The 11526-nt window shown below is 72.1% G+C and carries 14 protein-coding genes; 10 read left to right on the top strand and 4 right to left on the bottom strand.

Features of this window, described 5'->3' with window-relative positions:
• Positions 1 to 41 precede the first annotated feature (41 nt).
• Together ACWD35_RS03780 and ACWD35_RS03775 are read left to right on the top strand one after the other, a co-directional pair.
• Positions 42 to 479: a GNAT family N-acetyltransferase gene (locus ACWD35_RS03780; protein WP_451349514.1), complete on the top strand. Its 438-nt coding sequence runs from the start codon at positions 42 to 44 to the stop codon at positions 477 to 479.
• A 104-nt stretch (positions 480 to 583) separates the two neighbouring features.
• Positions 584 to 1174, top strand: coding sequence for a histidine phosphatase family protein (locus ACWD35_RS03775; RefSeq protein ID WP_451349513.1), 591 nt, complete (start codon positions 584 to 586; stop codon positions 1172 to 1174).
• On the opposite strand, the gene ACWD35_RS03770 is transcribed toward ACWD35_RS03775, so the two are convergent.
• Positions 1156 to 1599 (bottom strand): DUF6314 family protein, encoded by a 444-nt coding sequence (locus ACWD35_RS03770; protein WP_451349512.1) that lies wholly within the window; start codon positions 1597 to 1599, stop codon positions 1156 to 1158. The genes ACWD35_RS03775 and ACWD35_RS03770 overlap by 19 nt on opposite strands.
• Positions 1599 to 1850: a hypothetical protein gene (locus tag ACWD35_RS03765; RefSeq protein ID WP_451349511.1), complete on the bottom strand. Its 252-nt coding sequence runs from the start codon at positions 1848 to 1850 to the stop codon at positions 1599 to 1601. The genes ACWD35_RS03770 and ACWD35_RS03765 overlap by 1 nt, the downstream gene beginning before the upstream one ends.
• Before the next feature lie 71 nt (positions 1851 to 1921).
• Here ACWD35_RS03765 and ACWD35_RS03760 point away from each other — a divergent pair, with 71 nt between their 5' ends.
• The 8 genes from ACWD35_RS03760 to ACWD35_RS03725 all read left to right on the top strand — a co-directional run bounded on the left by ACWD35_RS03760 (position 1922) and on the right by ACWD35_RS03725 (position 8742).
• Positions 1922 to 2305 (top strand): GtrA family protein, encoded by a 384-nt coding sequence (locus ACWD35_RS03760; protein WP_451349510.1) that lies wholly within the window; start codon positions 1922 to 1924, stop codon positions 2303 to 2305.
• A 45-nt stretch (positions 2306 to 2350) separates the two neighbouring features.
• Positions 2351 to 3379 carry an N-acetyl-gamma-glutamyl-phosphate reductase gene (gene argC, locus ACWD35_RS03755; protein WP_451349509.1) on the top strand — a complete coding sequence of 343 codons (1029 nt, stop codon included), beginning with the start codon at positions 2351 to 2353 and terminating at the stop codon, positions 3377 to 3379.
• Positions 3380 to 3467: 88 nt separating this feature from the next.
• Positions 3468 to 4619, top strand: a complete 1152-nt coding sequence (gene argJ, locus ACWD35_RS03750) for a bifunctional glutamate N-acetyltransferase/amino-acid acetyltransferase ArgJ (protein WP_451349508.1) — start codon at positions 3468 to 3470, stop codon at positions 4617 to 4619.
• Positions 4616 to 5521: an acetylglutamate kinase gene (gene argB / locus ACWD35_RS03745; protein WP_451349507.1), complete on the top strand. Its 906-nt coding sequence runs from the start codon at positions 4616 to 4618 to the stop codon at positions 5519 to 5521. Before argJ ends, argB begins: the two co-directional genes overlap by 4 nt.
• On the top strand, positions 5518 to 6735 hold the full coding sequence (locus ACWD35_RS03740; protein ID WP_451349506.1) for an acetylornithine transaminase: 1218 nt from the start codon (positions 5518 to 5520) through the stop codon (positions 6733 to 6735). The genes argB and ACWD35_RS03740 overlap by 4 nt, the downstream gene beginning before the upstream one ends.
• Before the next feature lie 7 nt (positions 6736 to 6742).
• Positions 6743 to 7288, top strand: coding sequence for an arginine repressor (locus tag ACWD35_RS03735; RefSeq protein WP_451349505.1), 546 nt, complete (start codon positions 6743 to 6745; stop codon positions 7286 to 7288).
• 97 nt (positions 7289 to 7385) lie between these two features.
• Positions 7386 to 7973 carry an RNA polymerase sigma factor gene (locus tag ACWD35_RS03730; protein ID WP_451349504.1) on the top strand — a complete coding sequence of 196 codons (588 nt, stop codon included), beginning with the start codon at positions 7386 to 7388 and terminating at the stop codon, positions 7971 to 7973.
• A complete protein-coding gene (locus ACWD35_RS03725; protein ID WP_451349503.1) occupies positions 7963 to 8742 on the top strand; it encodes an anti-sigma factor family protein in 780 nt (259 codons plus the stop codon). Before ACWD35_RS03730 ends, ACWD35_RS03725 begins: the two co-directional genes overlap by 11 nt.
• Positions 8743 to 8746: 4 nt before the next feature.
• Here the strand turns inward: ACWD35_RS03725 and ACWD35_RS03720 are convergent, their stop codons facing one another.
• Complete coding sequence (locus tag ACWD35_RS03720; RefSeq protein WP_451349502.1) at positions 8747 to 9634, bottom strand: serine/threonine-protein kinase; 888 nt, start codon at positions 9632 to 9634, stop codon at positions 8747 to 8749.
• Positions 9631 to 11466 carry an ABC transporter ATP-binding protein gene (locus tag ACWD35_RS03715; RefSeq protein WP_451349501.1) on the bottom strand — a complete coding sequence of 612 codons (1836 nt, stop codon included), beginning with the start codon at positions 11464 to 11466 and terminating at the stop codon, positions 9631 to 9633. Before ACWD35_RS03715 ends, ACWD35_RS03720 begins: the two co-directional genes overlap by 4 nt.
• Positions 11467 to 11526 lie beyond the last annotated feature (60 nt).

The raw sequence follows: 11526 nt of genomic DNA, 5'->3' as shown, positions 1-11526 counted from the left end.
CTCGCTCGACTCCGGCGTCGAGGACCTGTGATGATCACGCCATGAGCGATGCACCGGGCTTTCCCGACGGCTACGAGTTCTCCGCCGACGCCGACCGCGTCGACGTCGAACGCGTCCACGGCTGGCTGTCGACCGACGCGTACTGGGCGATCGACCGGCCCCGCGAGAAGCACGAGCGCGCGATGGCCTCCTCGATCAACTTCGGCGTCTACGCCACCGCCTCGGGGGAGCAGGTGGCGTACGCGCGCGTGGTGACCGACCTGGCGATGTTCGCCTGGCTCGCCGACGTGTACGTCGACCCGTCGGCGCGCGGCAAGGGCCTCGGCACGGCGCTCGTGGGCGAGATCCGCGAGTACCTGCGGCCGTACGGGCTGCGCCGCATCCTGCTCGCCACGGCGGACGCGCACGGGGTGTACCAGAAGCTCGGCTTCCGGCCGCTGGACCGTCCCGAGGAGTGGATGATCCACCACTACGAGTGACTCCGACGCGCAACTCCTGCACCCGCGCTCACCCGGCGTGCACTTCAGGTGACCGACGGGTGATACCCCTTGACCGGCGGACACCTGGGGCTCACCATCACCGCATGCCACTGAGGGTGACGTTCGTGGCCGCCGCGCGCAGCTCCCCGCGGCTGGCGGAGCGTTTCGAGGACGACCGGCCGCTGGACCAGGCGGGCTGGGACGAGGTGCAGCGCGTCGCCGGGGACCTGCTGCCGCTGTCGGCGGCCGAGCTGCGCTACTGCTCGCCGACCCCGCGCAGCCGGGTCACCGGCGACGTCCTGGGGTATGCCCCGCTGGTCCAACTCGCGCTGCGCGACTGCGACATGGGCCGCTGGCGCGGGCTGACGCTGGGCGAGGCGATGGCCCGCGAGCCGGAGGCGGTGGACGCCTGGCTCGCCGATCCGCGCTCCACCCCGCACGGCGGCGAGTCGCTGCTGGCCTTCATCACCCGGGTCGGCGGCTGGCTCGACACGCGGCCGGTGGGGGACGGCGGCCGGATCGTCGCCGTCGCCGAGCCCTCGGTGATACGCGCCGCCCTCGTCTACACCCTGAAGGCCCCGCCCGCGACCTACTGGAACATCGACGTCCGCCCGCTGTCGACGATCACCGTGACGGGCCGCTCGGGCCGCTGGAACCTCCGCCTGGACGGCGTCTCTCAGTCCTCGCGCACGTAGTCCGTGGTGAGCACCAGGTCCTTCGCCGGGCCGCCGACCCGCCACACCGAGCGCCAGCGGTCGGCAACCAGGACGGTGAACTCGCCCCGGTAGAGGTCGGCCGCGCACGGGTGCTCGGCGACGTACCGGCCCGTCGTGAGGTCCAGCTCGTGGAAGGGCCGCCCGTCCGCGAACCTCACGTCCGCCGTGCCCGGCGTGCTGCCCGGCAGAAAGCGCAGCGTCCGGGTCGCGGGGCGCGCCACGCCCTGCCAGTTGAACCTCCCGGACTCCTCGTGCAGCAGCCCGCCGCCGTCGAGCGGGCCGAAGACGGTGACCCCCTCGAAGCCGCCCTCGTCCCCGCTCGTCAGATCCCGCACGCTCCGTTCGACCCGCCACCGCCCGGCGAGGTGGGCCAGCACGTCGGGTACGGGCCAGAACTCGCCCATCACCGTGCCTTCCGGTTCCGGCGGTGCGGACCGTCCGGGGACTCCGTGGGCGACTTGCGCTCCGCCTGCGCCCGGACCTCCTGGTGCGCGGCATGACTGGTGGCCCGGAAGGCCTCCTCGTAGGCCGCCAGCGCCGCCCCCATGCCGCCGGCGGCTCCCCGGCGCCGAATGGCTCGCGCGAGCCAGGTGAGGAGTCCCAGCGTGAGGGCGAAGAAGCCGAACACGATCAGGTAGGGCGGCAGGGCATCCATGGCATCGAGCTTACGATCCGGTGTTCGCGGCCCGCGCGTATGTGGCGCGCAAGGGCAATTAACCTTTCCTGGTGTCGAGACAGATACTCACCTTCGCCGCGGTCGGTGTCGTGAACACGGCCGTCTACTACGGTCTTTACCTCTTGTTCCTGACCGGCCTGCCCTACCTCGCCGCGCACATCCTGGCGTTCCTGATCGGAATGATCGGGTCCTTCTTCCTGAATGCGCGCTTCACCTACCGGACGCGGCCCACCTGGCGGAAGTTCCTGCTCTTCCCGCTGACGAACGTCGCCAACTTCCTGATCACGACCGTGGGGGTGTACGTGATCGTCGACGTCCTGCACGCCGGCAGCCGCTTCGCCCCCCTCCTGGCCTCCGCGGCGGCGATCCCGGTCACCTTCGTCCTGTCCCGCTGGGTCATGCTCCCCGGCACCGAGACGGAACCGATTGCATAAACGTGCGGCGATACGTATAGTCATGCCATCAAGAGGAGGGTGGACATGGCGGTACGTGCGGCGGTGGCCGGAGCGAGCGGGTACGCGGGCGGAGAACTCCTGCGCCTGCTCCTCGCGCATCCCGGGGTCGAGATCGGTGCCCTGACCGGAAACTCCAACGCCGGCCAGCGGCTCGGCGCGCTCCAGCCGCACCTGCTGCCGCTCGCCGGCCGCGTGCTGGCCGAGACCACGGCCGAGACCCTCGCCGGGCACGACGTCGTCTTCCTCGCGCTGCCGCACGGCCAGTCCGCCGCCGTCGCCGAGCAGCTCGGCCCGGACGTCCTCGTGGTCGACATGGGCGCCGACTTCCGGCTCACGGACCCGGCCGACTGGGAGACGTTCTACGGCTCCTCGCACGCCGGCACCTGGCCCTACGGCCTCCCCGAACTTCCGGGCGCCCGCGCCGCGCTGGAGGGGTCCAAGCGCATCGCGGTGCCCGGTTGCTACCCGACCGCCGTCACCCTCGCCCTGTTCCCGGCCTACGCCGCCCGGCTCGCCGAGCCGGAGGCCGTGATCGTCGCCGCCTCCGGCACCTCCGGCGCGGGCAAGGCACCCAAGCCGCACCTGCTGGGCAGCGAGGTCATGGGCTCCATGACGCCGTACGGCGTCGGCGGCAGCCACCGGCACACCCCCGAGATGATCCAGAACCTCAGCGGCGTGGCCGGGCAGCGGATCTCCGTCTCCTTCACGCCGACCCTCGCGCCGATGCCGCGCGGCATCCTCGCCACGTGCAGCGCCAAGGCCGTCGCCGGAGTGACCGGGGAGTCCGTGCGCGCCGCGTACGAGAAGGCCTACGCCGACGAGCCCTTCGTCCATCTGCTCCCCGAGGGCCAGTGGCCCGCGACCGCGTCCGTCTACGGCTCCAACGCCGTCCAGGTGCAGGTCGCGTACGACGCCGCGGCCGGCCGCCTCATCGCGATCAGCGCCATCGACAACCTGACCAAGGGCACCGCGGGCGGTGCCGTCCAGAGCATGAACCTCGCCCTGGGTCTCGACGAGAGCACCGGGCTTTCCACGATCGGAGTCGCACCGTGAGCGACGCACGTGCGGCCACCGGGCCGCAGGCGACGACGATGGCCGCACCGCTGCGCCGCACGGGCGGAGAAGCGAACAAGGAGATGCAGTGAGCGTCACGGCAGCCAAGGGATTCACGGCGGCGGGCATCGCCGCCGGGATCAAGGAGAACGGCAACCCCGACCTGGCCCTCGTGGTCAACGACGGGCCCCGCCGTGCCGCCGCGGGCGTCTTCACCTCCAACCGTGTGAAGGCCGCCCCGGTGCTGTGGTCCGAGCAGGTCCTCAAGAGCGGCCAGGTCACCGCCGTCGTCCTCAACTCCGGTGGCGCCAACGCCTGTACGGGCCCCAAGGGCTTCCAGGACACCCACGCCACCGCGGAGAAGGCGGCCGAGGTGCTCGGCCGGGGCGCCGTCGAGGTCGCCGTCTGCTCCACCGGCCTCATCGGCGTGCTGCTGCCGATGGACAAGGTGCTCAAGGGGGTCGAGACGGCCGCCGCGTCCCTGAGCGAGCACGGTGGCGAGAAGGCCGCCATCGCCATCAAGACCACCGACACCGTCCACAAGACCTGTGTCGTCAGTAAGGACGGCTGGACCGTCGGCGGCATGGCCAAGGGCGCGGGCATGCTCGCCCCCGGCCTCGCCACCATGCTGGTCGTCCTCACCACCGACGCCGACCTGGACGGCGAGGTGCTCGACCAGGCGCTGCGCGCGGCCACCAAGGTCACCTTCGACCGGGTCGACTCCGACGGCTGCATGTCCACCAACGACACCGTGCTGCTGCTCTCCTCCGGCTCCTCCGGCATCACCCCCGACCACGAGGAGTTCGCCGAGGCCGTACGCCAGGTCTGCGACGACCTCGGCCGGCAGCTCATCGGCGACGCCGAGGGTGCCAGCAAGGACATCAAGGTCGAGGTGATCAACGCCGCGACCGAGGAGGACGCCGTCGAGGTGGGCCGCTCCATCGCCCGCAACAACCTCCTCAAGTGCGCGATCCACGGCGAGGACCCCAACTGGGGCCGCGTCCTCTCCGCGATCGGCACCACGAGGGCCGCCTTCGAGCCCGACCAGCTCAACGTGGCCATCAACGGCGTCTGGGTGTGCAAGAACGGCTCGGTCGGCGAGGACCGCGAGCTGGTGGACATGCGCTACCGCGAGGTGCACATCGTCGCCGACCTCGCCGCGGGCTCCGAGACCGCGACCATCTGGACCAACGACCTCACCGCCGACTACGTCCACGAGAACAGTGCCTACTCGTCATGAGCACTCGCAAGCACACGGCCCTCCCGAAAGCCCAGATCCTCATCGAGGCGCTGCCCTGGCTGACCCGGCATCACGGCAGGACGATCGTCATCAAGTTCGGCGGCAACGCCATGGTGAACGAGGAGCTGAAGGCCGCCTTCGCCCAGGACGTGGTCTTCCTGCGGCACGCCGGCCTCAAGCCGGTCGTCGTGCACGGCGGCGGCCCGCAGATCAGCGCCGCCCTCGACAAGCACGGCATCGTCAGCGAGTTCAAGGCGGGCCTGAGGGTCACCACCGAGGACGCCATGGACGTCGTACGGATGGTGCTGGCCGGACAGGTGCAGCGCGAGCTGGTCGGACTGCTCAACCAGCACGGCCCGCTCGCGGTCGGCCTCACCGGCGAGGACGCGCACACCATCACCGCGACCAAGCACCAGCCCGAGATCGACGGCGAACTGGTCGACATCGGCCGGGTCGGCGAGATCACCAGGATCGACACGGGCGCGATCGAGGCCCTGCTGGCCGACGGCCGCATCCCCGTCGTGTCCTCGATCGCCCGCTCCCAGGACGACGGACATGTCTACAACGTCAATGCTGATACGGCGGCTGCGGCACTCGCTGCTTCTCTGGGCGCCGAAACCCTCATGGTCCTCACCGACGTCGAGGGCCTCTACGAGGACTGGCCCGACTCCGACGAGGTGATCAGCCGCCTCACCGCTTCCCAGCTGGAGAAGCTGCTGCCGGAGCTGTCCTCCGGCATGGTGCCGAAGATGGAGGGCTGCCTGCACGCCGTGCGCAACGGCGTGAACACCGCCCGCGTCATCGACGGCCGGGTCCAGCACTCGATCCTGCTGGAGATCTTCACCGACGAGGGCATCGGCACCATGGTCGTGCCCGACGAAGCCGAGGGGGAGCAGTCATGACAGGCGTGACGGGCAACCAGGAGCTGACCGCGCGCTGGCAGGGCGCGCTCATGAACAACTACGGCACCCCGCGGCTGCCGCTGGTGCGCGGGGCGGGCGCGAAGCTCTGGGACGCCGACGGCAAGGAGTACCTCGACTTCGTCGGCGGCATCGCGGTCAACGCGCTCGGCCACGCCCACCCGGCCGTCGTCGAGGCCGTCAGCACGCAGATCGCGTCCCTCGGGCACGTCTCGAACCTGTTCATCGCGGAGCCGCCCGTCGCGCTCGCCGAGCGGCTGCTCCAGCTCTTCGGCCGGGACGGCAAGGTCTTCTTCTGCAACTCGGGGGCCGAGGCCAACGAAGGCGCCTTCAAGATCGGCCGGCTGACCGGACGCACCCACATGGTCGCGACCACCGGCGGCTTCCACGGCCGCACGATGGGCGCCCTCGCCCTCACCGGCCAGCCCGGCAAGCAGGCGCCCTTCCAGCCGCTGCCCGGCGACGTCACCCACGTCCCGTACGGCGACGCGCAGGCACTGGCCGCCGCCGTGACCGAGGAGACGGCCCTCGTCGTCATCGAGCCGATCCAGGGCGAGAACGGCGTGGTCGTGCCCCCGGCCGGCTATCTGAAGGCCGCCCGCGCGATCACCGCCGCCACGGGCGCGCTGCTCGTCCTGGACGAGGTGCAGACCGGCGTCGGCCGCACCGGTACCTGGTTCGAGTACCAGGCCCACGAGGGCGTCCTGCCCGATGTCGTCACGCTCGCCAAGGGGCTCGGCGGCGGGCTGCCGCTCGGCGCCACCGTCGCCTTCGGCCGGGCCGCCGAACTGCTCCAGCCCGGCCAGCACGGCACGACCTTCGGCGGCAACCCGGTCGCCTGCGCGGCCGGACTCGCCGTCCTCGACACGATCGCGAACGAGGGGTTGCTGGAGAACGTCAAGCGGCAGAGCGGGGCGTTGCGGGACGGAATCGAAGCGCTGGGCCACCCGTTGATCGACTATGTCCGGGGTGCGGGCCTGCTGCTGGGTATGGTGCTCACCGGGCCGCACGCGTCGCAGGTGCAGCAGGCGGCCCAGGAGGCCGGGTTCCTGGTGAACGCGCCCGCCCCCGACGTCGTACGGCTCATGCCACCGCTGAACCTGGACGACGACGAGGCAGGCGCCTTGCTCCGGGCGCTGCCCGGCATCCTCGACGCAGCGAACCCAGCGAATGGGGACGGACGATCCGGAGAATGAGACGACGATGAGCGAGGCGCAGGACCACGAGCAGGCGGCGGGTGCGGGACCCGCCGTGCCGCAGACCCGCACCGCACGGCACCGCCGGATCGTGGACATCCTCAACCGGCAGCCGGTGCGGTCGCAGAGCCAGCTGGCGAAGCTGCTCGCCGACGACGGGCTGAGCGTCACCCAGGCGACGCTCTCCCGCGACCTCGACGAGCTGAACGCGGTGAAGATCCGCAACACCGACGGCGAACTCATCTACGCGGTGCCGAGCGAGGGCGGTTTCCGTACGCCGCGCGCTCCGCTGGGCGAGTCGGCGAAGGAGGAGCGGATGCGGCGGCTGTCGCAGGAGCTGCTGATCTCCGCGGAGGCCTCCGCCAACCTGGTGGTCCTGCGCACCCCTCCCGGGGCCGCGCAGTTCCTGGCCTCGGCCATCGACCAGGCCGAGCTGCACGACATCCTGGGGACGATCGCCGGTGACGACACGCTGCTGCTGATCAGCCGCAACCCGACGGGCGGGCAGGCCCTGGCGGACCATCTGCTGCGGCTGGCGCAGAACGGTCACTGACCCGCGTGCGGGGCCCGGCCCGGCGGCGGAGAATGGGAATGTGATCTTCCGCTTTGGGCGGGCAATCTCCTGGCGGCGGCCGGCCGTATACAGAGGTGTGTCGGGCCTCCGGTCACCCGTCGGCCGCCTCCCGGACGAAGCACTGCTGTCCGGGCTGGCCACCGGCGATCCGGAGCTCGCCGCCACCTTCGTACGGAGGTTCCAGCACAGGGTCTACGGGGTCGCCATGGCCGTTACCAGGGATCCACAGCTCGCCGAGGACATCGCCCAGCAGACGTTCGAGCGAGCGTGGCGGCATGCCCAGATCTACGACTCGCGCCGCGGTTCGGTGATGACCTGGCTGACGACCATCGCGCACAACCTCGCCATCGACGCCGTCCGCGCGCGCCGGACGCAGCCCGTGGCACCCGAGGACCTCGACGCGCTCGTCGGCGTCGTCACCGAGACCCCCGAGCAGTGGGCGCTGGCCGACGAGGCCTCGTCCCAGCTCCGGGCCGCCCTGGCGCGGCTGCCGCGGGAACAGGCCCGTGCGCTGGTGATGGCGGGCATCTACGGCATGACGGCCCAGCAGATCGCCGACACGGAGAACATCCCGCTGGGTACCGCCAAGACGCGGATCAGGGCGGCCATGGCCAAACTGCGGACCTCACTCGCGGCTCCGAAGCGAGGCGACCATGTCCGGTGACATGACCTGCGAGAAGCTGCGGGAGATCGGCGCCGAGCTGGCCCTGGGCGTGCTGCCGGGCCGGGAGCGGGCCGAGGCGGTCGCGCATCTGGACCGGTGCGCGGACTGCCGGGAGTACGTCGAGCAGCTGACCCTCGTCGGCGACAGTCTGATCGGCCTGCTGCCGGACAGCGAGCCGCCGGCCGGGTTCGACGCCCGGGTGGCACGCAAGCTGGCGCAGGACGCGACGGCGGAGGCACACCGGCACGCGCGCACGCCGGGCCTCGCGTACCAGGGCTTTCGCGGCCGTGCCCGCCGGGCCCGGCTGCGGATCGCGGCCGTCGCGTCCGCGTTCGCCATCGCCTGCGGGTTCGCCGGCTGGGGGATCGGCACCGCCGTCCAGGCGATCACGGCCTCGCCCCCGGCCGCTGTCGAGACCGAGCCCGTGGTGGTCGGCGACATGATGCCGGCCGCGGGCGGCAAGCAGCCCGTCGGCGAGGTCTACGCCCACCCGCGCGCCGGTCCGGGCGCCCCCGGCTGGATCTTCGTGTCCGTCGCTCTCACCGGCCCCGCCACCGGGTACACCGGCAAGGTCACCTGCTTCCTGGAGCACTCCGACGGCACGGCCGTGCGCGTCGGCGACTTCGCCCTGCGCGACGGACAGGGCAACTGGGGCGTGGCGGCCCCCGTCGACGCCGCGTCGCTCTCCGGCGCCCATCTGACCTCCCCCGACGGCACCGTCCTCGCAAAGGCCCACCTGGAGCTCGGCCAGGTCGTGACCCCGGCGTAGGGACTCAACGGGAGGCCGCGGGGCGCCGCGCACCGGGCAGGGCCGCGGCGAGGGCGGCGGCCAGGGCGGCGACCGTGGGCCGGGACGACGCGTCGGCCCGCAGGCAGCTGTCGACGGCGGCGGCGAGAGCGGGCGGCAGGCGCCGCCGGGAGGCGATCGGCGGGGCGCTCCGCTCCAGCCGCCGGTACCGGCTGTCCGGCGGGTCCGTCTCGTCCGTCTCGTCCGACCCCTCCGCGGTCCCACCGCAGTCGAACGGCACGTCACCGCAGGCGACTTCGTACAACGTGATGCCGATGCCCCACACGTCGGCGGCTTCCGTGAGCGGTCCGCCGCGGGCCTGCTCCGGAGCGAGGTAGCAGCACGTGCCCACCCCCGCGGGCGCGGGCCCCGGTGGCCGGGCGACGCTGAGGTCCAGCACCTTCGCGTGACCGCGCTCCACCACCACGTTGGACGGCTTGAGGTCCAGGTGCAGCAGACCCCGGCCGTGCAGGTAGTGGACCGCCGAGCACAACTGCACACCGAGCAGGGCCACGTCGGCGGCGGCGGGGCGGCGCCGCAACCGGTGGACGAGGTGGGACAGCGTCTCCCCGGTCAGCGTCTCCAGGACGACGAGCGGCTCGGGCGAGGTGAAGGTCGCGTAGGCGCGGACCAGGTGCGGATGCGTGAACTCCCGCAGCCACCGGCCCTCCCGCAGCAGCCGCTCGCCCAGGCACTCCTCGCCCCGGCGGTCCGGCCGCACCGCCTTGAGCACACACCGGCAGTCCCGTTCCTCGCTCCAGGCGTCGTAGACGTCGAGCCAGCCGGTGCGCGTCAGGTGCGCCAGGACCTCGTAGCCGGGCACCGGTCTCGTGCCCGGCGTCAGGGGCGCCGCCGCGACCGTGGACACCCTCATGACAGCACCACCCTCCCCGGGGCCGGGCCGCCCAGGGTGTTCAGCCGGTGCAGCCGGGCGTACGGCCCGTCGCGCCCAAGCAGCTCCGCGTGGGGGCCCTGCTCCACGACCCGGCCGTGGTCGAGCACCACGATGCGCGTGGCGTCCCGGACGGTCAGCAGGTTGTGGGAGATGACGACGGTGGTCCGCCCGGCCATGAGCCGGCGCAGCGGATCCATGATCCGCCGGCCCGAGCCGGCGTCGAGCCCGGTGGTCGGTTCGTCGAGGAGGAGCACGGGAGCGTCCCTGATCATCGCGCGGGCGATCGCCAGACGCTGGCACTGCCCGCCGGAGAGCGTCCGGCCGCGCTGGCCGACCATCGTGTCGTAGCCGTCCGGGAGCCGCTCGATGAACTCGTGCGCGTCCGCGGCACGCGCTGCCGCGACGATGTCCGCCTCGGTGGCCTCGGGCCGGCCGTAGGCGATGTTGTCCCGCACGGTGCCGTGGAAGACGAGCGTCTCCTGGAGCACGACGGCGACGCTCTCCCGTACGTCCGCGAGCCGCAGCTCGCGCAGGTCCGTGCCGTCGAGGCGGACCGCCCCCCGGTCGGGGTCGTAGAAGCGCAACTGGAGCTTCGCGACCGTCGACTTGCCGGCCCCGCTGGCCCCGACCAGCGCCAGCGTCTCCCCGGGCGCCACGCGGAAGGACACGTCCGACAGCGCCCAGTTCGCGGTACCGGGATAGCGGAACCAGACGCCGTCGAACTCCACGGCACCCCGCGCCCGGCCGATCCTGCGGGCATCCGGCGCCTCGGCCACCTGGGGGCGCTGGTCCAGCAGCTCGATGATCCGTTCGGCCGAGGCGGACGCCGCGTAGAAGGTGGTGCCCAGGTGGGACAGGTCGCGGACCGGGCCGTAGAGCTTGCCGATCAGCGCCAGGAACACCAGCAGCCCGCCCAGCGACAGTTGTCCCTGGGCCAGCTTCCAGGTGCCGAGACCCATCACCGCGAGACCGCCGGACACCTCGATGATCTCGACCACGGGTCCGTACACGGCACGGATCCGCGCCGACGCCATCGCCGCCCGGAACCTGCCGACGCTCTCCCGCTCGAACCGGCGCTCCTCCCACCCCTGTCGGTTGTACGCCTGCACCAGGGCGACGTTGCCCAGCGACTCCTCGGCGATCGCGCTGATCGAGCCGCTGAGCCGCCTGCGCTCCCGCGCCGCCTGCTTGATCAGGCGCGAGAAGTGCCGGGCGGCGCCCCAGAACAGGGGCACGATGAGCAGGGCGAGCAGGGTCAGGTCCCACCGCAGGTAGAACAGCAGACCGAGGAAGACGCCCAGGCGGATCACGTAGTACAGGGCGTCCGCCACGCCCGAGAGCAGGAACGTCTCGACCGCGTCCACATCGCCCGTGACCCGCGACAGTACGTCCCCGAGCCGCCGCCGTTCGAAGAAGCCGAGCGACAGTCCCTGGACGTGCCGGAACACATCGGAGCGAAGAGAGAGCAGGAAGCGTTCGCTGACCCAGGTGGACGTCACGTCGTCGGCGAAGCCCAGGATGCCGGAGCAGACGATGAGCCCGAGATAGGCCGGCGCGATCCACAGGAACGGCCGCAGATCCCGGGGGACGAGCACGTCGTCCACGACGATCTTGAAGAGCCAGATCTCCGCCGCGTCCACGGCCGGCCCGAGCACGCTGAACAGGACGACGGGCACGAGCCAGCGCCGGCCACCGCGGGTGTACGGCCAGAACCGCCGGAACACCTCGCGCGGGTGCACCGCGGGTGCGGCGGCGACCACGGCGTCGGAGGACTCGCCCACCGACAGCAGACGTCGCAGGACCTGCACCATGGCATGCGTTCCTCGGGGATCGGCGAAGCGGACCGGATCCCCCGGACTCCGGTCCGCTCA

Source organism: Streptomyces sp. NPDC002671 (assembly GCF_053592475.1).
Note: the sequence above shows the minus strand (reverse complement) of the source record. Positions and strands in the feature narration are given on the sequence as shown.

What these genes read in the sequence shown, in the direction of transcription:
- argC (WP_451349509.1), top strand. Translation starts at nt 2,351, where the DNA reads ATGGCGGTACGTGCGGCGGTGGCCGGAGCGAGCGGGTACGCGGGCGGA.
- ACWD35_RS03770 (WP_451349512.1), bottom strand. Translation starts at nt 1,599, where the DNA reads ATGGGCGAGTTCTGGCCCGTACCCGACGTGCTGGCCCACCTCGCCGGG.
- ACWD35_RS03775 (WP_451349513.1), top strand. Translation starts at nt 584, where the DNA reads ATGCCACTGAGGGTGACGTTCGTGGCCGCCGCGCGCAGCTCCCCGCGG.
- ACWD35_RS03765 (WP_451349511.1), bottom strand. Translation starts at nt 1,850, where the DNA reads ATGGATGCCCTGCCGCCCTACCTGATCGTGTTCGGCTTCTTCGCCCTC.
- ACWD35_RS03725 (WP_451349503.1), top strand. Translation starts at nt 7,963, where the DNA reads ATGTCCGGTGACATGACCTGCGAGAAGCTGCGGGAGATCGGCGCCGAG.
- ACWD35_RS03720 (WP_451349502.1), bottom strand. Translation starts at nt 9,634, where the DNA reads ATGAGGGTGTCCACGGTCGCGGCGGCGCCCCTGACGCCGGGCACGAGA.
- ACWD35_RS03715 (WP_451349501.1), bottom strand. Translation starts at nt 11,466, where the DNA reads ATGGTGCAGGTCCTGCGACGTCTGCTGTCGGTGGGCGAGTCCTCCGAC.
- ACWD35_RS03740 (WP_451349506.1), top strand. Translation starts at nt 5,518, where the DNA reads ATGACAGGCGTGACGGGCAACCAGGAGCTGACCGCGCGCTGGCAGGGC.
- argB (WP_451349507.1), top strand. Translation starts at nt 4,616, where the DNA reads ATGAGCACTCGCAAGCACACGGCCCTCCCGAAAGCCCAGATCCTCATC.
- ACWD35_RS03780 (WP_451349514.1), top strand. Translation starts at nt 42, where the DNA reads ATGAGCGATGCACCGGGCTTTCCCGACGGCTACGAGTTCTCCGCCGAC.
- ACWD35_RS03735 (WP_451349505.1), top strand. Translation starts at nt 6,743, where the DNA reads ATGAGCGAGGCGCAGGACCACGAGCAGGCGGCGGGTGCGGGACCCGCC.